This window comes from Paenibacillus silvestris, assembly GCF_009882985.1.
GTDB lineage: Bacteria > Bacillota > Bacilli > Paenibacillales > NBRC-103111 > Paenibacillus_E > Paenibacillus_E silvestris.
On the sequence record NZ_WTUZ01000022.1, the window covers coordinates 818,669 to 843,757 of the forward strand.

A 25,089-nucleotide genomic window follows, 5' to 3' on the forward strand; every position below is an offset into this window, starting at 1 on the left:
TAAGTAAGCCATTGATTAATTAACTATCTGGTATATATAATTAAATCATATCGCAATGCCATGACACACCAAAATAGGATTTTGAGGAAAGAGGTTGCATATGCACGAAAATCCTTTATTCAGCAAGCTGGGCACCATCGTCGCCGGACGGCGCAGTAAATGGATAACCATTGTCGTCTGGGTTTTGTTAACTGGAATTTTATCCGTCTTTTTACCTAACGTCAATTCACAAGAAAATAATGCAGCTCAGCAACTGCCAGATGATTCATGGTCACTTCAAGCAAACGATACAATGCGTGAGTATTTTCCAAGTGATGAAGGAGTGCCTGCTCTAGTCGTGTGGTACCGCGAATCCGGGTTAACGGAAGGGGATATCAGCGGTGTTCAGAAGGTAACGAAGCACTTGATGGAAGTGCCGGTGACCGCACAAAAGGGTCTTCCACCGCTGCATCAAATGCCGACTCCGGCAATTAAAAGTATGATGTCTAAAGACGGGACTCTGCTCGTGCTGCCAATCTCTTTTGAAGAGGGGACAGAGACAGCGGTTCTGCAAGAGAGTTTGAAGAAGCTGCAGGAAGTTACGACAGCTCAGCTCGGTAGTGATCCTTTCACTGCCACTGTAAACGAGGAAGGGCTTCATGCCCGCATAACAGGTCCTGTCGGTATTCAAACGGATGCTACCGCATTATTTAAAGGGGCGGACTTTGCGCTGCTGCTTGCAACGGTACTTCTGGTACTTCTGCTGCTCATACTGCTGTACCGATCCCCGATTCTCGCCATCATTCCACTCGTAGGGGTTGGCTTTGCTTACGGCATCATTTCACCGATCCTCGGCTTCCTTGCCAAACAAGGGTGGATTACAGTCGATGCGCAGTCCATTTCAATTATGACCGTGCTGCTGTTTGGTGCGGGAACGGATTATTGCTTGTTCTTCGTTGCTAGATACCGTCAAGCTTTGCTTGAAGAGAAGAATAAATATGCTGCTTTACGCGTGTCCTTCGGTGGTTCAACGGGCGCGATCGGCATGAGTGGATTGACCGTCATTGTTTCTTTACTTGGGCTTTTATTTGCTCATTATGGCTCGAATCATCGTTTTGCGATCCCTTTTAGCGTAGCGATTCTTATTATGGCGATTGCCAGCCTAACGTTGGTTCCGGCGCTACTGGCTATTATTGGCCGCGCGTCATTCTTTCCGTTCATACCGCTGACACCTGAAATGCGAGCAGAAAAGAAAGCTCGCAAAGGTAAGAAGGTGCGTGAGCAGAAAGCGGTTGGAGCCTTCAGCGCAGCACTAGGGAGAGTAGTAACAGAGAAGCCTAAGCGGGTCTTAGTGGTCAGTTTGATCATCCTTGTAGCGCTTGCGGCATTTGCTCCCCAAATCAAATTTACCTATAACATCCTTGAGTCGTTCCCGTCATCAATGCCTTCTCGCGAAGGGTTTACACTTCTTGCCGAGCATGTGTCTCCGGGTTCACTGGCACCAGTGAAAGTCATTGTTAACACGGAGGGGAAAGAGATTGATGTACAAGGAGCGCTTGCAAAACTGCCCTATGTTGAATCGGTTTCAAAATCAGTGGATAGTAAAAAAGTAGCAGATGTAAAAGCATTCGAGCTTATATTCAAGCAAGATCCTTATGATCTAGCTGTGATCGACAGAATACCTGAAATTCGTGGAACAGCAGAACAGAAACTCATTGAAGCAGGCTTGTCCACACCACAGATTTGGGTCGGCGGAGAGACTGCAACGCAGTATGACACCAAAACCGTCGTGGAACGTGACACACGTATAGTCATCCCGATTGTTATCACCGTGATTGCTCTATTGCTTCTCGTTTATTTGCGATCAATCGTCGCCATGGTGTATCTGATCGCTACTGTGCTGCTCTCGTATTTCTCAGCCTTAGGTGCGGGCTGGCTCATTCTGCATTATTTCATGGACACGTCAGCTATTCAGGGATTAATTCCGCTCTACGCTTTTGTCTTCCTTGTAGCCTTGGGAGAGGATTATAATATCTTCATGGTTTCAAGCATATGGCAGGAGCGAGGCCGCCTAAAGCTGAAGGATGCGATCCGCCTAGGGGTAAGCACGACCAGCTCTGTGATTACATCGGCAGGACTAATCCTTGCAGGCACTTTCGCAGTACTCGCTACGCTTCCAATCCAAGTACTTGTTCAATTCGGGGTCATCTGTGCGATTGGTGTTATTTTGGATACTTTTATCGTAAGGCCTTTCCTGGTGCCATCCATAACAATACTGCTTGGAGAAGCCTCCTTCTGGCCTGGTAAAATTAAAAGGCAACCGCAAGCCGCGGTGGAAGACACGCGCTCATAATAGAAAGGAGCTGTCCGCAGAATTGCGGCAGCTCCTTCTTATCATTAGTCGATAATTTGAAGAATATCATCAATTTCTTTGCGAGCCAGTTTGCCTGGACGCTCTTTCGGATGACCAAGGGAAATGACCATATTGATCTGACATTCCTCGGGGATACTCAGATATTCGCGAATTTGATCTTGGGCTAGCAACACAGGCCCAGTCATCGGACATGTCGCTAGACCTCTGGCATGCGCGGCAAGCATCAGATTCTGCGAGGCTAGGCAGGAACTCTTGATTCCTTCTTCTGCCCATACCGCATCTTCAACAAGCTCAATCGGATCAAAAATCCGATCCCGGAACTTCGATTCGTAAGGTGTTGCTAAGCAAATAATCAGCACAGGAGCATTGGAAAACGCGGTAGCATAAGGTCCGAATGATTTCACAAGCATGCGCGCTTCGCGGGAGAGACCTTTCTGCTCGGCCTCAGAAGCTCTGAGATGAAGCTGTTCCCAAGTCAATTGTTCGATATGTTTAATCTTTTCTGTATTTCGTATCGCAATAAACTGCCACGTTTGGGAGTTCGTATCGCTTGGCGCATAGCGGGCACAGTCGATAATTTCTCGAATATCTTCTATCGAGACTTCCTGCTCCGTAAAATTTCGAACGCTGCGGCGCTCTAACACAATCGTCTTAAAATCCTCATAATTCATATAAAACAATTACCTGCCTTTGCTGCTTCATTTTCAATATCATTATTACTTGGTCCTAAGGCTATAGTATAAAACAGTTGTTACTGCAGCACAACCGTATCGCCCTCTTTGAGTCCCTTGATGACCTCTGTTTTCTCAGGTGTTTCTAAGCCAATCTCAATTTCACGGCGTTCTGTGCCTTGCGGAGTCTGCAGCATGACGTAGTAGCTATCTTTCTCATGCATCACAGCTAATGTGGGAACGACTGTTGTTCCGCTTTTTTTCTCTGTCTCAATCGTCCCCGAAAGACTAAGTCCTGCGATAAGCTGTTCATCCGGTTCCAGAGATATGGTTATTTCGAATTGTGCAGAAGATGTGCCTTGATCGGTGCCAGTTTTGGCAAACTTGGAAACCTTCTCAACTTTGCCTTGCAGCTTTTTCTGCTTAAGAGCATCTACTTTTACCTGGACGGGCATCCCTTGCTTGATCCGGAATACATCAAACTCGCCAACGGTGCAAACAAGCTGCAGTTTCGTTAAATCCACGATTTTACCGATTCGTACGCTCTCTTCCACAGACTTGGGGATTTTGGAGGAATCCTCGAATAAGAAGATGCCGTCCTCAGGTGAAACAAAAGCCGCCTGTTCCAATTTCTCTTGCTTTTTTGCCAGCTGCAATTGACTGGATTCATCGTTGACCTGATTCAACAGCTCCTGGATTCTGCGTCCTTCAGAGGCAGCAAAGCGTGAACGGGAATCGTCTTCGCTGACGGCTCCAGCTGGTAGGCTGGTTGTTTCACTTTCCGGCCCAGCAGCTTTGAAATTGGCAAGATCAGCCTCAAGCTTCTGCTTTTTCAAATTGGATTGCAGCGTTGCGATTTCACTTTTCAGTGGTGTCGCATCAAGCTCAAACAGGAGCTGTCCCTTTTTAACTTGTGCTCCATCTGTGATCTGCCATGCTTTAATTTCGCCGCCAAATGGCGCGTAGACACGTGTTTCTTTCTCGTAAGACGATTTTCCTTTTACTTCAACGCTGTTGACTAAATCCTCTTTGGTTACTTTAAATTGCAGAGCATCGGGAGCCGCGGAGGTTTCCGTATTTGCTCTCTTCATGGCATTGGGATGGCTGGATATGTATAAAAAGCCGCTAAAACCGCAGATCAGGAGGGCTGTAATAAGCAGCACCCATGTTTTCTTTTTCCTCATGCTAGGCAGACTCCTATTCTCGTTTAATTGCTGTCAACGCGTCCGTGCGCGATGCTTTGATTGCGGGGTATAGCCCTGAAAGAACGCCGGTCATAACAGCGAAAAACATACCAACCGGAAGAATCCAAAAGGAAATAAATAAAATTTCTGCAGGCTCTCCGGCATTAGATCCGAAACGAATAATGAGCAGATTGATGCCCCATATAACCCAATAAGAAAGGATAATTCCTACAACACCGCCTAACATGCCTAACAGCGATGATTCCACAATAAACATGTTGCGGATTTGTTTTAAATTCGCACCCAGTACTTTCATGATGCCAATCTGTCTCCGGCGTTGATGAGTGGACATCGTCATAGCAACAACAATGGAAATTGAGGCTACGAACAGCACAAAAAGACCGACACCCGTGAGCAGCAATCGAACGATAGCGAATTCGCCTTTCATCCGATCCTCTTGATATAAATTAGTTTGCGTATCGAGCTGAAGCTTCTTGATCCACTCATCCACTTGCTTGACATTGACGCTATTGTCGATTTTCACTTTTACTTCGGAATATCGAACGCGACCGTTTTGCGATGATTTGTTCAAGGCTTCCAAAATTTTCTGACCCGTTTGCGGAGAGACATAAGCCGTTTTGTTCCCTTGCAGCATGTTGTCGGGCAGACCATCGGGTTTCTTCAAAATGCCAGTAACCCGGAGTGTCACTTCTCTGGGTTCAGCCTGGCTTGCACCTGGATCCCCTCCTGATTGCTCTTGTTTGAGCAGCAATTGCTTCTGATAAAGCGGATAAGGGATCGCACCCATTTGACGGTAAGTTTCAGACTGCTCTTTAGTTGGATTTTGCTGCATCAGCTTATTCCTAGCTTCCATCGTCTTCACATCCAGCACGCCGAGGGTTGTCCCATAATTGAGTACAATATGGTTGTCCTGATTACTGGCTCCGCCTTGCCCAAATTTGGAGTCGAAATCTTCCAGCGCATTTAGCTCAGTGGCAATCAGATGCAGATAACTTTGTTTGCCATCATCAACGGTGAAAGAGAATTGTCCTAAATCCTGAAAACTAGCAACGGATTTTACATGTGGAAAAGTACGAATGAGATCAAGCTTGCTCGTTGTTAGTTTAGGAGGGCTATTCGGGTCATTGTTTTGCTCGGAGATGATCGTAATTTCATCTGTTTTGAGATAGAAGCTCATTTGTTTCTGACTGTAGTGCTGAATGGATTCCCCGAATCCGAGCGCCACCATAATGGAAGCTGAGCCGATGGCGATTCCTACGGTGCATAAGGCTGTAACGACTTTGCGCCGTTGCAGCTGGTCCCAGCCAAGACGAACGTAATCTTTGAGCTTCATCCCGTTTCACCATCCTGCTCGTATCCTTCCAGCAAGTATCCGTCGCGAAGCTGTAAGATCCGCTGCGTTCGGCGCGCTACTTCATGCTCGTGAGTAACGATAACGAAGGTGATGCCTGAGTTCTCATTTAAATCAATGAGCAGATCGATGATCTCGGCTTCCGTCTTCGTATCTAGATTACCTGTAGGTTCATCAGCAAAAACGATGGCAGGTTTCGTAATGAGGGAGCGAGCGATACTTACGCGCTGCTGCTGTCCGCCGGATAGCTGTGAAGGGAATAGATCTGATTTATCACGGATACCTACTTGTTCCAGGAGCGCCAAAGCTCGCTGTTTGCGTTCTGAGGCCGCTATGCTTTGAAAGACGAGGGGCAGCTCAACGTTCTCACGGACGGTTAAATGTGCTATTAATTCATAAGATTGGAAAATGAAGCCAATATGCGTCCTTCGAAATTCCGCCAAGCGGTTTTCGCTCATTTTTTCAATGGCATGCCCTGCGATGGTAATACTTCCTCGGGTGGGCTTCATTAAGCCCGCCATTAAATTTAACAGTGTTGATTTCCCGGAGCCCGAGCTCCCAAGCAAGGCGACCATCTCGCCTTGCTCTACCCGGAAACTAAGTTCATGCAGAACGGGAGTATCCTCTTGCCCTGTGCGGAAACTATGAGATAACCGTTCAATGGCTAACACGTAATCATTCCCTTCAATAAAAACTATCTGGTACCCGGCAAACGGTCATCGTTTTGGAATAGATGTGTAGCAAGGAAACCGATCGCTGCAACGATCGATAAACAGCCGGCAATGACGTAGACCGTGCTTCCCCCCACAGCGTCATACATCCAACCGCCTAACATGCCGCTGATTAATCCAGCGATACTGGACCAAGCCACAGCGAAAATCGCTTGTCCAGACGAGCGGTATTCATCGGGTATAATTTGGCTAATGTAGCGATTGGCCGTTATGAGAAAGACACCGAATGTTAAGCTGTGTAGCAGCTGAACGCCGATGATCCATGCGGGATTATGGATAGAACCCATGATGAAAAACCGCAAGGCGTAAATGATACCCGCAAAGGCAAGGAGCGGTAATTCTTTGAAGCGGTGTCCATGTCTGCTTAGAAAGAAGAACATGGGGATTTCACTTAGTGCGGAAGCCATCCAAGCGTAACCAATCACGGAATCAGAGGCGCCAAGCTGCCGCATATAAAGGGCAAGGAAGCCATCATTAAAGCGATGGGAGACTGACATAATGATGATCAATAGTAAGAACCAGACAAACTTCTTCGAACGCAGAATGCTCAGCATACCGCCTAAAGCCATTTTTTTGCCGCTTTGACGCGCATCCTTTAAGAAGAAAACAAGGATTAATGTGCAGGTAATGGTGAACAGACATAGAATTGGCGTGAGTCCAGTCCCGTAATGTCTAAGCAGCAAACCAAACCCTCCAGCCGATACAGCGAACCCGATGGAGCCCCACACACGGAAAGAGGCGTAGCTTTTGCCACTTGCCCGAATACTCAACATGAGTTGGCTGTCGTTGAGAGAATTCACTGGCTGCTGAAAGAAGAAAAACATCGCTAAACAAACGTACAGAAGGGAAAACCATCCCGCAGTAAACACTAAGATGGCTGTGATGAGCTGGCCAAAGATTAGAATGATCATATTTTTTTTGACGGTTTGAAAACGGTCGCTCAAGAAACCCCATAATAAATTTGTCGCGATCCCAATCAGCGGCCCAATGGCATACAGCAATCCAATTTGAATCTTGGAATATCCTTTGTAATCAAAGTACAGGGGGAAAAAAGTGACCACGATGCCCATTGTCATAAAAAAGGAAAATGTGAACAAACGGAGCAGCCGATGTTGTGACTTTAAAACATTAGACGTATTCATAGATGATTATCACTCGTTTTCACTACAAATTTTTTGAAGATAGGCTCGGTTGTGAATCCTCGGACGTTCGTTTGAGCACGTAAACCACGACCAGCAGCTCAGCTAGCGTGCCAACGGATTGTGCTAATGCTCCAATCATTCCGTTCCAATAGGGTACTGTCCAAATGGCAATGAAAAGGGTTAATACGGTTATCATAGCATTCGCTGATTGCGAGAAAATCATAATTTTTGTTTGTCCTCTAAGCATGATAATTCCGTTCATATAATCCAACCAAGGGAATACTAATGTCATAATCATAAAGATTCGCATAGCACGAAGACTGGCATACATAAGCTCAGAATTAACACCCATTACATGGAACATAAACCAAGGACCAAGAGGCGTATAAGCAAGAATTGCGATGAGAGCTCCAGGAATGAAGCTTAGAATCAAAACAAACCGCAGCACGGATTTTGCATCTTTGCGATAGAAGTTCAAGACGATTTGATGGATATAAGAGAAAAAACTTAAAACCAGCTGTGTTAAGGAGCCGGCAATCGCAAAGGAAGATATAGCAAGGTGGATATGTGTTGTTTTTCCTAAGACCGCATTGATTGATGGACCGATAATGACGGCAATAATAGATGAATACAAGAGCGGCTTATAGAAGCTGAAAATTTGTTTTTTGGTTTCAATGAGATGGCCAGGCGCCTTTTCAGGAATGACTTTCTTAAGCAAGCTAGTGCCTTCCCAGATGGCTACTAGAGCTTCTATCACCATGCCCAGTAGAAAAATAATCGCGCCAACTCGTCCGCTGGTGACATTATCTGTTGTAATAAAATATAACGATAATAAATACATAGCGACGATCCGTACACCCATCCCGATGGTTAACCACTTGGTCCGCATATTAAAAATAATAATGCCGTGAAACAAGCACCGCAGTCCGGAAAAAATGCTTACGTACATCAATATGCGGTAAACACTTATCGTAGAGTCTAGCAGCTCGGGTTCGACACCAAAGAAATAAAGAAATACCCACTCTCCGACGGGGGTGTAGCATATAATGAGACCAAGAAGGATGATACAAGCAAATACATAAGAACTAACCGCTGCCATAGCCCGAAATGAGATGCGGTCCCTGACGAGGGCTGAACAAGCTTGTCTGAGCAGAACGGCCGGTCGCTCGGTAATACCTAACAAACTCAGTGGTAGCGCATAGCTGGCAATGACCAATTCGGGATTATCAGCCCGGGCGAGTGTGCTATTAATGATAACGTGCGAGAGGGTAACTAACGTTGCGGAAAGACCGAGGGGGAGAAAAAAGGAGATAAGCTGGTTCCATGAGATCGTACTCTTCGTAGTTGAAGCGGTCATTTCTGTATCTCTCCTAACGAATTGTCCCTTCTAAAAACGTTAATTAAGTATACCAGAAAATGAAATATTGTTGACATACAATTTTAACTGGAAACCCAAGGTTTGAAGTGATACATTTAAAGGTAGAATGTTTGTTGAACTATCGCAGCATGTTTTTACTGCAAGGAGGTAATTCAGAAGAATGAGCTGCTATTTTCATTACAATGCCAGACTTGGCATCGAGACGCCAGCTTTAGAGCAAGATTGGGACTCATACCCCTCTGATGTACGTGTTGAAATCCTATTTCGATGGGAACAAATTCGAGGAGTCATACCCGACCGAATCATGAAGCTAGAGAGCGTAATTATTCGTAAACAAAACCAGTTAGATCAAGAAGATGATTTCATAACTTCCTGTCGTTTGAATTCTGAAATTGCTGATTTGGCATCGATTATAAATGATCTTCACCTTTGGTTCCGGATTAATCAGGATCTGGAAGCGAAGACCCACCATTAAGTTTGTCTAATGAAAGGGAGAGTGACTGGCATGCATAGCAATAAAGATGGTGCAGACTGGCTGGAAGCTATTGCGAAGCCGCTCTTGGAGCATCTGCCTGCCTTATATCCAATTGAAGAATGGGATTTAGCAATGGATGCGAACATTGAAGCGATGTTACCGGCGAATATGATCCAAGGCAATCCGGAGCAAGAGATGTATGGCTTGGCCATCAAAGCAGGTCTTTATTTACTGAATGAAAGCCTCGACAAGTCGCATGATATTGCCCAGGAAATTACCAATGCTACAGGCAGTTATTGGCACGCTCTTATGCACCGGATGGAAGGCGATTATAGCAATGCGAAATATTGGTTTAATGATGTCGGCCATCATCCTATTTTTTCGAATTTGATTGCCTGCGTAAGAGATTATTTGAGTGTGAAAGATTTAGCTGATCTAGATAATGAAGCGTTGCGCCAGAAACTGGAAGTGCTGATTACTTCTCCTGTTTGGAATCCATGCGTATTCATTGACGTAGTAGAGCTTCAGGTATCCCTGGTTCAAAATTCAACAGTCGATAGTTGGCTGAGACATATTCAACGCTACGAAATGCAACTGCTGCTGCAGTATTGCTATGAACAAAGTTGTGGAGGAAGTCTGCTTGAAGCAATTGGACAGAAGTAGTACGAAGGTTCCGCAAGGTCCGCTCCGGTTAATGCTCAGAGTGTATCGATACATTTTGCCAGATGTAGGCCAAGAGCTTTCCATGTGGAAAACAAGAGCGGAGAACATACCGGATACTGAACTGCGTACGCAAGCTTTAGCCAGTATAGCAACGAAGAAATTTCATTGTCAGGGCGGCGCCGTCTATGCGGCTGCCAATTTGTCGATGCGCCATGTACTTATACCGCTCATTGTTGCCTTCCAGACGATCAGCGATTATCTAGACAATTTATGTGATCGCAGCACGTCTTTAGATCCGCAAGATTTCCGACAATTGCATCAATCGATGCTGGATGCCATAGATCCTTCAAAGCCTTTGCATGATTATTACGCGTTCAGGCAGGAGAAAGAAGACGGCAACTATTTAAGGGATCTTGTTCTGAAGTGTCAATCCTGTATTGATTTGCTGCCGTCGTATGGACAAGTCGCAGATCAAGTGCGGGATTTCGTTGCTTTATATTGCGACTTACAAGTGTACAAGCATATCCGCAAAGATATGCGAGAACCAGAGCTACAGCAGTGGTGGAATCTCCATCATCATCGTTATCGCCAGATTGATTGGAATGAATTTGCAGCAGCTACGGGGTCGACTTTAGGGATGTTTATGCTGTTCTTGGCGGCATGCGATACGCAGTTAAATGACAAGCAGGTGGAGGCGATTCGTGAGGCGTATTTTCCTTACGTGTGTGGGCTGCATATTTTGCTTGATTATTTAATTGATCAAGAAGAAGATGTTCTTGGTGGAGATCTGAACTTCTGCAGCTATTATGGCTCTATGGAGGACACGGTTGAGAGGATTGCATTTATCGTGCAGGAAGCGCGCAGCAAAATTTTGTTCTTGGAACATCCGCGATTTCATCGTATGATAATCGAAGGTTTGCTCGCGCTCTATTTGTCGGACCCTAAAGTGAATGGACAACAACAAGTAAAAAACATATCCAAGCGTCTTATGAAAAATAGTCCGTTAACCCGGTTGTTTTTCTGGCTAAATAGCATGTATATCCGTACAACATCATGAATGTCATTCACAAGAATTTGAAGGAGGAAATTGAAATGTCAGCAGTAAAATCAATTGCAGTTTTAACAAGCGGAGGAGACTCCCAGGGGATGAATGCGGCGGTACGTGCGGTTGTAAGAAGCGCATTGTTCCATGGACTCGAAGTTTATGCCGTGCAACGTGGCTATCATGGATTAATTAACGATGATATTCGCAAAATGGATCTTAGAAGCGTTGGAGATATCATTCAACGTGGTGGAACGATCCTGCAGACAGCACGCTGCAAAGAATTTTTGACGCCAGAGGGTCAACAAATCGGTGCTGATAACCTGCGCAAGCGCGGAATTGACGGCTTGGTTGTTATCGGTGGAGACGGTTCCTACCAAGGAGCGAACAAACTAAGTAAATTGGGTATCAAAACGATGGGTCTGCCAGGGACAATCGACAATGACATTCCATTTACGGACTTTACGATCGGTTTCGATACAGCAGTAAGTATCGTGGTGGATGCGATCAATAAACTTCGCGACACGATGACGTCCCACGAACGTTCATCCATTGTAGAAGTTATGGGTCGTCACTGCGGAGAGATAGCGCTCTACGCAGGATTAGCCAGCGGTGCAGAAACGATCATCGTTCCGGAAGTTGAAGTTGACATTTGTGAAGTGGCTAACCGTATGAAAGACAACTTCGCCCACGGCAAACGTCACAGTATCATCCTGATCGCAGAAGGAGCAGGTACGGGCGACGGCGTTGCGAAGCAGATCACAGAGGTTGTCGGTATTGAACCGCGTGTTACCGTTCTAGGTCACATCCAACGTGGTGGAACACCGACGCATAACGACCGTATCCTAGCAAGCCGTCTTGGCGATTTTGCTGTTCGTAGACTGATGGAAGGCGATTCTTCCAAAGCTTGCGGCGTCATCAAAGGCGAGTTAGTCGCTACGGATATCGACTTAGTCGTTAATACCAAGCGTGAATTCAACAAAGAGCTGTATGAGTTGGCAAGCCGTTTATCCCAATAAGCTTAGTAAGTAATAAGCCTATTGACCTGAGGAATGACTTCGTCTATAATAGCGAACAACGTACAAAGCGACATTATGTCTATGAAGAGCATCCAACTCGGAGACGTTTATGATCGGAACGGCTGATGGCTGAATAAGCATCGACTCTCTCTAAATAAACCGGCACCGCCCGTTATCGCGGAACCAAGCGGATGATGGCAAGAAATTGTCGTCATCAAGTTGGGTGGCACCGCGAGCAGAACGCTCCTCGTCCCAATTCGGACAAGGGCGTTTTTTGTCTTTTTCACATAATCGAAAAGGAAGCGGTGACTGGGGATGTTGGATATCAAGTGGATTCGCAACAATCAAGATCAGGTTAGGGAAGCAGCTGTGCAAAAGGGAATGGATTGTCCCTTAGAGGAGCTTCTCGATGTTGAAGAGAAGAAGAGGCAGCTGCAACATCGGATTGATCTGCTTCGAGCAGAACGCAATCGAGCTACTGCACGAATTGCATCGTATATGGCTGAGAAGAACCGGTCAGAGGCCGATGCGCTGAAGGAGCAGGTTCGCAGCTGGAATGTTAGCCTGGCTGCGGATGAAGAGGAGCTAGCGAACTATGAGCAGCGGTTCAAAGAGCTCATGTTGACTGTGCCGAATCTCTTTTCACCTGACACACCTGAAGGCGCTACGGATCAAGATAATGTTGTCGTGAAAATAGTCAGAGAGCCTGCAACATTTACTTTCGAGCCTCGCGATCATTTGCAAATCGGGGAAGATCTCGACATTTTAGATATACCAAGAGGTGTTAAGGTAGCTGGGACCCGCAATTATTACCTCAAAGGAATGGGATTGTATTTGCACCGGGCGGTTCAACAGCTAGCCATCGATCTGTTAACGGATCGTGGCTTTACGGTCATGGATGTACCGCTCATGGTTCGTGAAGAAACACTGGTGAATGCAGCATTCTTTCCAGCAGGCAAGGATCAGACTTATGAGTTACAGGATGAGAACAAATGGTTAGTGGGTACATCGGAAGGACCGCTTGTTTCGTACTATGCGAATGAAATTGTAGATCTGTCGGAGGGCCCTATTCAGTTGGCTGCGGTATCGAACTGCTTCCGCAAGGAGGCTGGATCGGCGGGGAGAGATGTGCGAGGATTGTATCGCGTTCATCAATTTGCGAAGGTAGAGCAGGTAATTGTCTGTAAGAATGATCCGGAGATGGCTGATCTAATGATGGAGCAGATTACGAGGAATGCGGAAGATATTCTTGATCTGTTGGAGCTGCCATATCGAATCGTTGCCGTGTGCGCTGGTGATATGGGAGCCAAAAATTATAAACAGTACGATATCGAAACCTGGATGCCAAGCCGAGGTGCCTATGGAGAGACGCATTCGTCGTCAAGCCTCCTTGATTTCCAAGCACGCCGCAGCGGGCTGCGATATCGCGATCAGAATGGCGAACTGCGCTTTTGCTACACACTTAACAATACAGCAGTAGCCACACCTCGTATTTTGATTCCCTTGCTTGAAAACCACCAACAAGATGATGGTTCGATCTATATTCCTACGGCTCTTCGTCCCTACATGAGAGGTTTAGCAGCGATAACGGCCAAATAGCGAAGAAACGCACCTTATCACTCGGAAGCAATTCCCCGTAGGATAAGGTGCGTTTGTTGTTTAGTAACCTTCGTGGATGTTCACCAAGTTCATCATTTCTCCGCCATCCAGGATCGCTCGCAAATTATGATAAAAGATTGCGGATACACGCTCTGTATAATGAGAAGATGAGCCTGCGATATGCGGAGTGACAATCACGTTATTCATACTCCACAGTGGAGAAGTTGCCGGTAAAGGTTCCTGTTCGAAAACATCGAGCGCAGCGCCAGCGAGCTTACCTTCCTGCAGCATAACCGTTAATGCACCCTCATCAATCACATCGCCTCGAGCAAGGTTGATCAAGAAGGCGCTTGACTTCATTAGGCTTAGATGTTCTTTCGTGATTAAGCCACGTGTTTTCGGAGTGCTAGGCAGAAGTAGGACAACGAAATCACTTTGCGCAAGCAGACTGCGAAGCCCGTCATCGCCACTGACGGTTTGATCATAACCAGGCTGCGGCGCACCCGAGCGATTTAAACCTATAACCGACATATCGAATGCTTTGGCTTTGCGTGCAACGGCTTCACCGATTGCTCCAGCACCAACAATACCAAGTGTTTTACCGGCAAGCTCATCGACAGAGATGCGTTGAAACCATTCTTTCTGGAGCTGGCATTCATACAGCTTGTTTGATTTACGTACCCATTGAAGCATAAGACTTAGCGTGAACTCACTCATCTGGATTGTATGTACTCCACGTGCATTAGTCAGCGGAATTTCGCGCTCTGCCAACTCTTGGAGAGGCAGCTTGTCGACTCCAGCGGATAATGTTTGCATCCATCTGAGCTTAGGGGCTCTTTCTTTGGAAACATATTCCGGATTAATTCGACCTGCCGTAATGATGACTTCAGCATCAGCAACATGTTCAAGAGCATCCTTTGAAGATCTAAACCATTGGAATTGGCTGCGGTCTTTTAGATCCTGCGGCATCTGCTCCTGCATAAGGGATAGATCCATATCCGTAATGGCAACAATTTTCATTTCTCCAACTCCTTTAGAAGGTCTCTTGTAATTGGCACTTGTGTAACTTTTAGTGTACAGCTTAACCTCAAATCTGGTAACATAATCTTGATTATACGATAAAACACCCTGAGGTATATAGTCCTCAGGGTGTTTCCTTGATTAGTAACTGACATTAGGTGTGTAGTTGTTATTAGCATTCCAAAGCAAGAACTCGTCTACACCATTATCTTTCAGTGCACGAATTTGTTCTTGTACCTCATGCGGGCCGTATTTAATGTAGCCTGACACCCATGAGGCGGTAAAATCTTGAATCCAAGGGCGAACAACTGGCTTCCAACCTTTTTTGTCGATAGCTTCTAATTTCTTCGTCGTATCCTTCGATGCACCATTAATAGTCACATAAGGAGCGGCATCTGGTACTTTAGCGCCAAACCAGCCTGTACTATAATGACTCGGATAAATCATAGGGGAAATGACATCAACATTTTGAGAAATTTTCTCGAAATCTTGACCAATACCCTCAGCTGCTGGGACCGATGCGGCATATCCGAAAATATCAACGGAAACACGTACGCCAAGCGGCTGCAATTGTTCTTTGGCATATTTGACGAAAGAAGCTACAGCATCGATGCGAGGACGCTCATCTTTGGTGTATTTGAGTGTGTCAGCTCTTTTCTCAAAGCCTTCAGGGAAACGGACGTAATCGAACTGGATTTCTTTAAATCCGGCTTTAACAGCTTCTTTGGCCACAGCGATATTGTAATCCCATACTTCTTTGTTGTAGGGATTTACGAAGCTGTCCGGGGGATTTTTGCCATTGCCCCAAAGCGTGCCGTCTGGGTTAACAAAGGATAATTCTGGTTTCTTCTTAGCAAGAACGGTGTCCTTGAAAACGACGATACGTGCAATGGGATAAATCTTATGTTCATTAAGCGTGCTCATCAGTCCAGGCATATTGCCGATGATTTTCTGGGTGGTCCCCATGGCATCCAGCTCAGGATTGCCTGTTTCCCACGTGATGTAGCCCCAATCGTCTTTGACGTCGATGACCATTGCGTTCAGTTCCGTGTCGTCCATCAGTTTCAAAAGTGTATTGAGACGAGCACCACCGGCACTATGCGCAGTAGCATAGACTCCTTTTACCTTAGGAGCGTCTTTTTGCGGATCTAGTTTGTTAGTAGGGGCGAGAGGATCAGTTGGATCATTAGTTGGGGCAGGTTGAACGACTGCTACGGCATTCTTAGCGTCCAAAGATGCTTGTACGAGCTGCTCGAAGCTTGCGTCAGGGTTAGCGGCAGTAACATTGCCCCAAATAAGGGCAAGTGAAGCAAGTAAAATTTCCATGATGTATAAGTCCTCTCCAATCTTGTTCTCTGCTTTATTATAAAGCAAGTAGTAAGCTCCGCACAGAGGAAATTTGTTGAGAGTTGTAGAAAGAAGGTAGTCGTTGTTGAAACTTGATAAGCAAATTGTATCTTTGTCGGGAGTTAACTTTTTTTACTATGCTTCAAGCGCAATCTTGCTGCCCTATTTGCCCTTGTATTTACAAACGAAAGGCTATACAGCAGCAGAAATTGGACTGTTAATGATGATTGGTCCCTTTATTTCCATATTCGCTCAACCCTTCTGGGGCTATGTAAGCGATAGGTTCAATTCCGTGAAAAACATCGTATTTTTACTGTGGGTGCTTTCTTTACTAGGCAGCTTTGGACTTTTTTTGACGAACGGATTCGGGCTTACTTTGGGCTTCATCCTGCTGCTCTATTTCTTCTTGCTCCCATCAATTCCTCTCATCGATAATTTGGTTGTGAAGTCAACGGCTGTCCGCGGCATGTCTTATGGCTCCGTTCGGGTATGGGGCTCCATCGGGTTCTCGGGGGTTGCCTTAATTTCGGGGCTGCTGCTGGATCAGCTCGGCGGGGTAGCGAGAATTCCTTATTTCTATTGGGTATTATGGATTTTTCCATTTCTGCTTCTAGCTTTTATCAAGGATGAGAAGAGCAGTGGACAGCGAATTACGTTAAGTGCCATTAGTATTATTTTTAAAAGTAAAAGCTTTCTGTGGTTCATGTTAATGATCTTGATCATTTCAATCCCGCATCGTATGAATGATGCATTGTTAGGCTTGTATCTCAATAAGCTGGGAGCCACGGACGCGATGGTAAGCTGGGCATGGGCGATTGCAGCATGCAGCGAAATCCCGGTATTTGTATTAATCAATCGATATATTCATCGCTATCATGAGCTGACCATTCTTGGAATTGTCGCGATTATCTATACAATTCGTTGGATTCTTTATTCAGTCATCACGGATCCTTGGGTGTTAATCGGGCTGCAAGTGACACAAATGCTCACCTTCGCCGTGTTGTGGATTGTCGCGGTGCAATATGTTGTTCGTCTGTTGCCAGAGCAATTTGGATCAACGGGGCAATCCATACTTGCCATGGTGTTCATGGGATTAGCAGGAATTATCGGAGGTTCGATAGGGGGCTGGCTAAGTGAACAATGGGGAGGCGCCAGCATGTATGTGTTCGCGACGGCCATGTCGGCCATTGCGGCGGTTATGTTCTTAGGTACACAGGCGGTTATGCGCGGCAGAAGCTAAAAAAAATAAAAGCACCCTGTAGATGAACCTTACCGGGTGCTTCTCATTATTTGTTAATTTGACCTGTCTCTGCGTTCGTTACTTCTGCAGGATTGATCTCTTTACGAACCGGTGCAGGCTGATCATCCGATGTGTTGTTACCGCCATTACCGCTCGTTGCATCTTTGAATTCACGAAACATTTTGCCAAAACCTCTGCCAAGTTCAGGCAGCTTATTAGGCCCGAACAAGAGAAGGGCAACAATTGCAACTAAGATGATGTGCCATGGAGATAATGCTCCCATATTAGACACCTCCAATAATTTATCTTAAGCTCTATTATATCATGTTCTTATCATAACCTATATAGCCTAATTATTACAAACGCAATAACAAAGTGTAAAAAATTGTGCATAATCAGAAAAAAACGCCCCTTAATGATAAAGGGCGTCTTTATGATGTTCCGAAATGCTGAATTGAATAATCTCCATGACATCTTCCGCCTCGAGCGCCTCGATACCAAACCGAAGGACGATCTCAGAGTCCAGCTCACAGCTGGTTAAGAAGGGGTACAACTCGGGTGTTAATTTCATTACAATCCTGGATAATTTGACTGTTTCCACAAGCATCACCCTTCCAATCATAAGATTAGAATAAGAACTACGCCTGAACCACTCACGATGAAACCAGAACTATATGAAATTACAATCATTATAACACAATTTAATTCGGATGAAAGAGGCGGGTTACACGAGTTACGACTTCAGCTTGCGGAATTCGCCAACGACACCAACGGTTTCAACGATATTTACGAACGCTTTTGGGTCTATCTTCTTTATAATACGTTTTAGCTCAGCAAGCTCATAGCGGGTTGTTACAGTCATTAGCATATCATGTTGCTGTTTCGTATAAGCGCCTTCTGTTTTTACTAGTGTCACACCTCTGGGAAGCTGCAGCAGCTCATGTGTCAACTCATCCTTCTGTTTCGTAACGATGAACGCGGTCACCTTAATGTGGCGAATATGTACCGTATCGACGACTTTACCACAGATATAGATGGCTAACATGGAGAAGAGGGCGAGGTCCCAATTATTTTTATAATAACCGAGAGCTACAATAACGATTCCGTTCATACCGGATATAATCGTACCGAGTGGAAAATCAAATTTGCGGGTTAAAATCAAGCCAACAATATCAAAGCCGCCGGTAGAACCGCCAATCCTTAAGGTGATACCGCTTCCGATCCCGATTAATACACCGCCGAACACTGCGCCAAGAATAGGCTCCTGCGCAACATAACTAGTAGGCAGGATCTGCATCAGCCATGAGGTTAAAATGACAGATGCAACACTGATCATAATGAATCTGCGGCCAATCACAATCATTCCCCAAATCATAAGGGGCAGGTTAAAAATTAAATATAATAAGCCAATGTTCCAGTTCGTAAAATAGCCGATAATCATGGCGAATCCCGACACCCCGCCGCTAAGCAGTTGGTGAGGGATGAGAAACATGTTGAAGCCGACCGCGACAAGCAGAGCGCCAACTAAAATGATGACGGCATCCAGCGCTTTTTTCAAAAAAAATCACCTCTAAAATAGTATGCAGCATAATGCAAGTATAATTCATTCTTTCAAAACTTCAATCATTATTTAACCACCGTTTAATTAAAATAAACAGAAATAAAAAAGCTGTGTCCATTTCGTGGACAACAGCTTTTCTAATGAGATTAGCGCCTTTTGAAGGAGCCGGTCTTTTTCGTTGTGCTTGGCTTGCTGGTCGAAGGTTTTGTCACTTTATTAGGTGTGGAACCATCGTTTTTGCGTGCCGTTGAGGAGCTGCCTGCGCTAGGATTAGCCGTGCCGCTCTTGAAAGTCCCCGTCCGATCCGACGTAGTCGGTTTCTTATCCTTGGAGGTATCGGTCGTTGGCGTAGTAGCTTTGCCACTGCCTGCATTATACGTCGGTGTCTTCGTGTAGCCTCGATAATCGTAAGACCCTCTATTATTGAACCAGCTTCCTCCGAAGAGGTTCTGTAATAAGGCCGCTGTCAGAAATCCTTGTAAGAAGGAGGAATCATAGTGGGTTTTGGCATATTCAATACTGTCTACTTGAACCAGGGTGTTCTTGCTCTCGTTAGGATCTTTCTGAATGTTGATAACTTTATCACTATAAACAAGGAACATTTGATCTTCGGATTCCTTGCTCTTTTCTTTCGGTGACTCTTTCGCGGCCAGTTCAGTTGCAACAGCAGGGACATTTTTGCCTTCAACTAAATATACTTTAGAAAGGTTAGTGCCTTTGCCTTCTACACTGACAAGCGGGTACTCATCTTTGATATAACGTACGGCATCAGCGCCACACCCGGTTAGAAGGGCGATGATTAATAAGAAGGAAAGCCATGAGGTCCATCTTTTCACTTTTCAGTAAACCCTCCTTTTGGGGTATGACTAAATGATATCACAGGTGGATTAATGCGTCGATTTCAAAAATTTAATCTGATTCCCTGGTGTCCGCTCCCCTTCGAGGGCGACAAACTTGCCATCTTGCCATTGAAGGAAGAAGAATCTGCGATCAGGACCAAAATAGCGCCAAAAGATAACATCATCACCACTACGGAAATCGGTGTTTCCTTCGGTCCGCGTAACATCATTACGATGAAACTCTAAATCGAACGTCAAATCGTCATCTAACTCAAGACGGGTTGGGACATCATTGGGGTCATCGAGTGCCCCTTCAACAAAGCTGCAAAGGAAACAATCATAGGTTCGTCCTTTTTCCACAATCAGACACTGAATATTTTTGCCGCTTTGCAAATAATAGGCGTAGCGATGCGGAGCGAAACCCCGGTCGAAATAAATGACTTTACCGGATACCACGTATTCCTCTAAGTCTACATTTACAATATCCCCAACTCTGGCGTCTTCAAGCGGGTTGCCAGCGGGGGTTGTTTCCGGTACTTGTTTCTGACTTCGCAGAATGCTGCTTACACGTTTAAATATGGACATTGAAAAACGCTCCTCTGTTCCGAATGTTGTTCTAATCTGTAATACGTTTAGCTTATGCTTAAGGTTTCGTTCTCATCATTCGTTGTGTTCATGAAAGCAGCCTCTGGCATTGTGTATATAACTTGTGCTATAATACTTTAGATGTTCTTAAGGGCGGCCCATTGGATCATGGAAGATGATGAATCGAAATGTTATCCACCAAGAAACTATAGACACGGATAGGAAGTCGTACTTAAGGGTAAAAAAGATACAAGGCATTAGCCTGCCCTGTACAAAAGGAGATTGAATTTATTTGAAAACATTTCAGGAGTTTGGTTTAGAGCCGGCGATTTTACGTGCGGTAACGGAGATGGGGTTTGAAGAATCCACGCCGATTCAAGAAAAAACGATTCCGTTAGCCATGGAAGGCCGGGATTTGATCGGTCAAGCACAAACTGGTACTGGTAAAACAGCAGCTTTCGGTATTCCGTTAATTCACAAAATTAATATGAAAGAAGAGCGTATTTCCGCTCTTATTATGTGTCCAACACGGGAACTTGCCATCCAGGTTGCGGAAGAGATTGAGAAGCTCGGCCGTTTCAAAGGCATTCGTTCCTTACCTATTTATGGTGGACAGGATATTGTAAAACAAATTCGTGCACTTAAAAAGAAACCGCAAATCATTATCGGTACGCCTGGTCGTTTACTTGACCATATTAATCGCAAAACGATTAAACTTGATGATGTACAAACGGTTATCTTGGATGAAGCGGATGAAATGCTTGACATGGGCTTCATGGATGATATCCAATCCATTTTGAAACTCGTTCCGGAAGAGCGCCACACGATGCTGTTCTCAGCAACAATGCCAGCGAACATTCAGAGATTGGCACAACAATTCCTTCGTAATCCTGAGCATGTATCGGTTATCCCGAAACAAGTCAGCGCACCGCTTATCGACCAAGCTTATATCGAATTGCACGAAAAACAAAAATTCGAAGCATTAAGCCGCTTGCTTGACATGGAAGCTCCAGATCTGGCCATCATCTTCGGACGTACGAAACGCCGCGTTGATGAACTAGCGGAAGCTCTACAAAAAAGAGGCTATGCTGCAGAAGGTTTGCACGGCGATTTGTCCCAAAATCAACGTGATAACGTAATGAGAAAATTCCGTGACGGAAGCATCGATGTGCTCGTTGCTACAGATGTCGCGGCTCGTGGACTTGACGTATCTGGCGTAACGCACGTTATCAACTTTGACCTTCCGCAAGATCCAGAAAGCTACGTTCACCGTATCGGTCGTACGGGACGTGCTGGTAAAGAAGGTACAGCTTGGACGTTTGTAACACCAAGAGAGATTGATCACTTGCACTTCATCGAGAAAGTTACTCGTCATAAAATCAGCAAAAAGCCGCTGCCTAGCTTGGCAGAAGCGATTGAAGGCAAGCAAAAAATGACAGCTGAACGTATTCTTGATGTGCTTCAAAACGATGCACAATTCGAATTCAAAGGTTTGGCTATCCAAATGCTTGAGCAATATGATTCCGTAAACTTGCTTGCAGCTGCTATGAAGCTTCTGACAGGCGACAAAAAAGAATTAAATATCGAATTGACTCCGGAAGATCCGATTCGTGCTAGAAAGAAAAAATTCGACGTGCGCAGCTCAGGCCGTCGTGTTGGTGGCGGATATGGTTCAGGATCAGGATCAGGAGATCGTCGTCAAGGCGGTGGTTATGGATCTGGTTCTGGTGGTTCCGGCAGCTCCAATTCCCGTTACCCGCGTAAGGATGGCGGCGGAAGAGACTACGGTTCTAACAGAGAAGGTGGAGAAGGACGCAGCTCCTCTTCCAGAAACCGTGAATACGGCAGCAACAATCCGGGCAACCGCGATCGTTCCAGAGCTCCTCGTAAAAGCGAAGACACTTTGGTGAACAAATAAGGGTTAACACCCACACAAATAAAGGCGGAGATCCTTGGAGGATCTTCGCCTTTTCTATGTAAAAGAAACCTAGAATGACTAGACGTCTACCTATATGTTCAAAAATAGGCTATAATTAAACCATGGTTGGCGAGACAAGCTATATGATTATTTATGGACTATCAACGTAGAAAGTTTCCTAAAGGAAACGCTAAGGAGGAAGCGGTTTTGGAGTTTAGAGGAGTTATGGGTGGACTTTACAAAATATCAGAATGGATCATGCGTTTATCGGTGATTAATCTGTTGTGGATGTTGTGTTCAATTCCGGTTTTCTTTTTTGGCTTTATGGGTTTGGTTAGTCCATCTCCTGATGGGCTGAAAGCCATGTTACCAATCATCGCAGTTTTGACACCGTTTACTTTATTCCCGGCGACTTCTGCCATGTTCGCAGTTGCTAGGAAATGGGTTACTGGAGAAGAAGATGTTCCTCTACTTAAAACATTTTTCCGCGGATACAAAGAAAACTACAAGCAAAGCATGGTCGGCGGTATTTTCTTTGTGATCATCTTCGTAATCATTAGCGTGAACTATTTCTTTTATTTAAAACAGGGGAGTTCACTCAAATTATTGGCCGTTTTGTTCATTGCATTCACGGTCATAATTATTATTTCCTTATTCAATTTCTTTTCAATAATGGTTCATTTGCATATGAAAATTTTTCAGATTCTTAAAAATTCGATCTTGATTTCTATTGGAAATCCGATCAATTCCATCGTTTTATTGCTTTGTAATGGAGCTATTCTCTACATTTGTGTAACGAAATTTAATTTCTTCCTTGTGGTTTTCTTTATGGGGAGCATTATGGCAACCTTTTCATTCTGGCAGTTTAACCGCAGTTTCACGAAACTGCAAATTAAGCAGCAGGAACTTGAAGAGAAAGAACTTCAAAAGCTTGAAGAGGCTGAAGCAGAAGACGAAGCTAATCCAGATGATGCGGTTGAGGATGAAACAGAAAATAGAAATTCTTCCGTTAGCTTGCATAAAAATGATGAAAAGAATAGAGAATAAAGCTACCAGTTGATTATCAGCCGGTACAGCACTATAATAAGAACTACAAAAGAATCCTGCGATGTACGTAACGGTTTTAAGTTGTTTTAAACCAATGACTGTTTCTAGGGAGACCTACATCGAAGTGTGGCTGACATGCCCTCGAAAGGGGACCTCAAATACACTTCTGCGGACACCCACCTGCGAGAGCGGGTTTGAAGCACCAAAACCGGACGGCATAGGCGGGTTTCTCTGCATCTTCACACACAAAATAAAGCGGTTGATCAGGAGGTTTCCTGTTCAACCGCTTTTTTAATTGTTGGGATTAGGATTGACCGGCAAGGTCGCTTAATTGATGGAACGTATTTTGAAGTGTGCCATAGAGGCCACGATAAATTTGATAATAGGCTTCGTACTTGTTTTGATTATCCAAATTCGGCTCTACGCGATCAGTGACCTGAATCCACTTCTCGCAAAGTGATGTAATATCTTCTCCGAGGACGCCTGAAGCAGCCATGATGGCAGCGCCATAAGCAGGACCGTCTGTGGAGTTAACAGTGACAACAGGAATGCCGAAGATGTCAGCAATCATTTGACGCCAGAACGGGCTTCTAGCACCGCCACCGTTCACGCGCAGTTCGGTCACTTCAACACCGGACTCCCGTATTAATTGAAGGGAGTCGCGAAGCCCGAATGTAATGCCCTCAAGAACGGCGCGGGTAAGATGCGCTTTGCCGTGTCTAAGATTAAGCCCGATGAATGCGCCGCGGGCTTTGGGATCTGGGTGCGGCGTCCGCTCCCCGGACAAGTATGGCAGGAACAGCAAGCCTTCGCTGCCTAGAGGAGCAGTGGACGCTTCAGACGTCAAGATCTCGTAGACGTCTTTGCCTTCTTGCTGCGCACGCTCAAGCTCCTCGTGCGCGAAATGGTTGCGCCACCACTGGAACGAGCCGCCGGCCGCCAGCATTACCCCCATGCGGTGCCACTTGCCAGGTACACCGTGACAGAAGGAATGAAGCCGGTACGCTTCATCCACTTGATACGTGTCGTCGTGAACGAAGACGACACCGGATGTGCCGAGGGCCACAGACGCGATGCCTTGGCGCACGACGCCGACACCAACGGCGCCGCAAGCTTGGTCTCCGCCGCCGGCTACGATCGGCGTACCTGCGGCTAAGCCGGTCAGGCTGGCTGCTTCCGGCAGCAGGTGGCCGGCTACGTCGCCGGATTCATAGAGCGGCGGCAGCCACTCGAGCGGAATCTCCAACCGCTCGGCGACGGTCTGGGACCAGCTGCGGTGGGCGACGTCCAGCAGCAGCGTACCGCTTGCATCGGCCATGTCCATGCCGAATGCGCCCGTCAGGCGCAGCCTGACGTAGTCCTTCGGCAGCAGCAGATGCCGAACGCGAGCGTAGTTCTCCGGCTCATGCTGCCGGAGCCAAATGACCTTGGGCGCGGTGAAGCCGGTTAGCGCCCGGTTGCCCGTAAGTCGACCGAGTTCGGCTTCGCCGACGGTCGACTCGATGTAAGCGCACTGCTCAGCAGTGCGCTGGTCGCACCAGAGCAGCGCAGGTCGGATGACCTGCTGCGCCTCGTCAAGGAAGACCGACCCGTGCATCTGGCCGGAGAAGCCAATACCTGCAACATCGCTGCCAGCGATGTTGGTTTTCGTTAAGAGCGCGTGGATACCTTGAATGGTGGCATTCCACCAGTCCTCCGGATGCTGCTCTGCCCAACCAGGATGAGGCTGTTGGAGCGGATATTCAACGCTATGGCTCCCAATGACATTGCCTGAGTCATCTACAAGAATACATTTAACTGCAGAAGTTCCTAAATCTAACCCCATAAAATACGACATATGCATTCACCCTTTGTTGAAAATAGAATGTTGTTCTCTACAATCTTTGTTTGTTTATTAAATATA

Annotated in this window: 23 protein-coding genes and 1 other RNA gene; 10 read left to right on the top strand and 14 right to left on the bottom strand. The window is 45.8% G+C overall.

All coding sequences use genetic code 11. From position 1 onward, the window contains the following. The first annotated feature begins 100 nt into the window (after positions 1-100). Positions 101-2,332 carry an MMPL family transporter gene (locus tag GQF01_RS24115; protein ID WP_161409272.1) on the top strand — a complete coding sequence of 744 codons (2,232 nt, stop codon included), beginning with the start codon at positions 101-103 and terminating at the stop codon, positions 2,330-2,332. Positions 2,333-2,376: 44 nt separating this feature from the next. Here GQF01_RS24115 and GQF01_RS24120 read toward each other — a convergent pair whose 3' ends face one another. The 6 genes from GQF01_RS24120 to GQF01_RS24145 all read right to left on the bottom strand — a co-directional run bounded on the left by GQF01_RS24120 (position 2,377) and on the right by GQF01_RS24145 (position 8,810). Further along, complete coding sequence (locus GQF01_RS24120) at positions 2,377-3,024, bottom strand: nitroreductase family protein (protein WP_161409274.1); 648 nt, start codon at positions 3,022-3,024, stop codon at positions 2,377-2,379. Between the two features lie 80 nt (positions 3,025-3,104). After that, the gene (locus GQF01_RS24125; RefSeq protein WP_161409276.1) at positions 3,105-4,208 is read right to left on the bottom strand and encodes an efflux RND transporter periplasmic adaptor subunit; all 1,104 of its coding nucleotides are present in this window, start codon (positions 4,206-4,208) and stop codon (positions 3,105-3,107) included. A gap of 13 nt (positions 4,209-4,221) precedes the next feature. Beyond that, positions 4,222-5,562 (bottom strand): ABC transporter permease, encoded by a 1,341-nt coding sequence (locus tag GQF01_RS24130; RefSeq protein ID WP_161409278.1) that lies wholly within the window; start codon positions 5,560-5,562, stop codon positions 4,222-4,224. Next, complete coding sequence (locus tag GQF01_RS24135) at positions 5,559-6,251, bottom strand: ABC transporter ATP-binding protein (protein WP_161409280.1); 693 nt, start codon at positions 6,249-6,251, stop codon at positions 5,559-5,561. Before GQF01_RS24135 ends, GQF01_RS24130 begins: the two co-directional genes overlap by 4 nt. Before the next feature lie 23 nt (positions 6,252-6,274). Then, positions 6,275-7,453 carry an MFS transporter gene (locus GQF01_RS24140; RefSeq protein WP_161409282.1) on the bottom strand — a complete coding sequence of 393 codons (1,179 nt, stop codon included), beginning with the start codon at positions 7,451-7,453 and terminating at the stop codon, positions 6,275-6,277. 22 nt (positions 7,454-7,475) lie between these two features. Further along, positions 7,476-8,810: a multi antimicrobial extrusion protein MatE gene (locus GQF01_RS24145; RefSeq protein WP_161409284.1), complete on the bottom strand. Its 1,335-nt coding sequence runs from the start codon at positions 8,808-8,810 to the stop codon at positions 7,476-7,478. Positions 8,811-8,991: 181 nt separating this feature from the next. On the opposite strand from GQF01_RS24145, the gene GQF01_RS24150 reads away from it, so the two are divergent. The 5 genes from GQF01_RS24150 to serS all read left to right on the top strand — a co-directional run bounded on the left by GQF01_RS24150 (position 8,992) and on the right by serS (position 13,629). Then, complete coding sequence (locus GQF01_RS24150; protein ID WP_161409287.1) at positions 8,992-9,306, top strand: hypothetical protein; 315 nt, start codon at positions 8,992-8,994, stop codon at positions 9,304-9,306. Positions 9,307-9,336: 30 nt separating this feature from the next. Then, the gene (locus GQF01_RS24155; RefSeq protein ID WP_161409289.1) at positions 9,337-9,969 is read left to right on the top strand and encodes a hypothetical protein; all 633 of its coding nucleotides are present in this window, start codon (positions 9,337-9,339) and stop codon (positions 9,967-9,969) included. 31 nt (positions 9,970-10,000) lie between these two features. Beyond that, positions 10,001-11,026, top strand: a complete 1,026-nt coding sequence (locus GQF01_RS24160) for a tetraprenyl-beta-curcumene synthase family protein (protein ID WP_161409918.1) — start codon at positions 10,001-10,003, stop codon at positions 11,024-11,026. Between the two features lie 35 nt (positions 11,027-11,061). Further along, positions 11,062-12,030, top strand: coding sequence for a 6-phosphofructokinase (gene pfkA / locus GQF01_RS24165; protein WP_145659250.1), 969 nt, complete (start codon positions 11,062-11,064; stop codon positions 12,028-12,030). A gap of 315 nt (positions 12,031-12,345) precedes the next feature. Further along, positions 12,346-13,629, top strand: coding sequence for a serine--tRNA ligase (serS, locus tag GQF01_RS24170; RefSeq protein ID WP_161409291.1), 1,284 nt, complete (start codon positions 12,346-12,348; stop codon positions 13,627-13,629). Positions 13,630-13,689: 60 nt separating this feature from the next. On the opposite strand, the gene GQF01_RS24175 is transcribed toward serS, so the two are convergent. Next, positions 13,690-14,649 (bottom strand): D-2-hydroxyacid dehydrogenase, encoded by a 960-nt coding sequence (locus GQF01_RS24175; protein WP_161409293.1) that lies wholly within the window; start codon positions 14,647-14,649, stop codon positions 13,690-13,692. Positions 14,650-14,790: 141 nt separating this feature from the next. After that, entirely contained in the window at positions 14,791-15,975 is a 1,185-nt protein-coding gene (locus GQF01_RS24180) for a putative glycoside hydrolase (protein WP_161409295.1), read from the bottom strand. Between the two features lie 103 nt (positions 15,976-16,078). Here GQF01_RS24180 and GQF01_RS24185 point away from each other — a divergent pair, with 103 nt between their 5' ends. Then, positions 16,079-17,236 (top strand): MFS transporter, encoded by a 1,158-nt coding sequence (locus GQF01_RS24185; RefSeq protein WP_235960201.1) that lies wholly within the window; start codon positions 16,079-16,081, stop codon positions 17,234-17,236. A gap of 46 nt (positions 17,237-17,282) precedes the next feature. Here the strand turns inward: GQF01_RS24185 and GQF01_RS24190 are convergent, their stop codons facing one another. From GQF01_RS24190 to GQF01_RS24210, 5 genes are all read right to left on the bottom strand, one after another. Beyond that, entirely contained in the window at positions 17,283-17,519 is a 237-nt protein-coding gene (locus GQF01_RS24190) for a Sec-independent protein translocase subunit TatA/TatB (RefSeq protein WP_161409296.1), read from the bottom strand. Between the two features lie 129 nt (positions 17,520-17,648). Then, complete coding sequence (locus GQF01_RS24195) at positions 17,649-17,807, bottom strand: hypothetical protein (RefSeq protein WP_407945420.1); 159 nt, start codon at positions 17,805-17,807, stop codon at positions 17,649-17,651. Between the two features lie 162 nt (positions 17,808-17,969). Beyond that, a complete protein-coding gene (locus GQF01_RS24200) occupies positions 17,970-18,794 on the bottom strand; it encodes a YitT family protein (protein WP_161409298.1) in 825 nt (274 codons plus the stop codon). A 149-nt stretch (positions 18,795-18,943) separates the two neighbouring features. Beyond that, complete coding sequence (locus tag GQF01_RS24205) at positions 18,944-19,633, bottom strand: DUF4247 domain-containing protein (RefSeq protein ID WP_161409300.1); 690 nt, start codon at positions 19,631-19,633, stop codon at positions 18,944-18,946. A gap of 51 nt (positions 19,634-19,684) precedes the next feature. Next, positions 19,685-20,221: a DUF4178 domain-containing protein gene (locus tag GQF01_RS24210; protein WP_161409302.1), complete on the bottom strand. Its 537-nt coding sequence runs from the start codon at positions 20,219-20,221 to the stop codon at positions 19,685-19,687. Between the two features lie 292 nt (positions 20,222-20,513). On the opposite strand from GQF01_RS24210, the gene GQF01_RS24215 reads away from it, so the two are divergent. The 3 genes from GQF01_RS24215 (at position 20,514) to ssrS (ending at position 23,418) form a co-directional block, all read left to right on the top strand. Further along, entirely contained in the window at positions 20,514-22,139 is a 1,626-nt protein-coding gene (locus GQF01_RS24215) for a DEAD/DEAH box helicase (RefSeq protein ID WP_161409304.1), read from the top strand. 153 nt (positions 22,140-22,292) lie between these two features. Continuing rightward, on the top strand, positions 22,293-23,186 hold the full coding sequence (locus tag GQF01_RS24220) for a YesL family protein (RefSeq protein ID WP_235960203.1): 894 nt from the start codon (positions 22,293-22,295) through the stop codon (positions 23,184-23,186). 50 nt (positions 23,187-23,236) lie between these two features. Then, positions 23,237-23,418, top strand: a non-coding RNA gene (ssrS, locus tag GQF01_RS24225) — 6S RNA. Positions 23,419-23,490: 72 nt separating this feature from the next. Here ssrS and xylB read toward each other — a convergent pair. Beyond that, positions 23,491-25,029 (bottom strand): xylulokinase, encoded by a 1,539-nt coding sequence (gene xylB, locus GQF01_RS24230; RefSeq protein ID WP_328803519.1) that lies wholly within the window; start codon positions 25,027-25,029, stop codon positions 23,491-23,493. Positions 25,030-25,089: the final 60 nt, after the last annotated feature.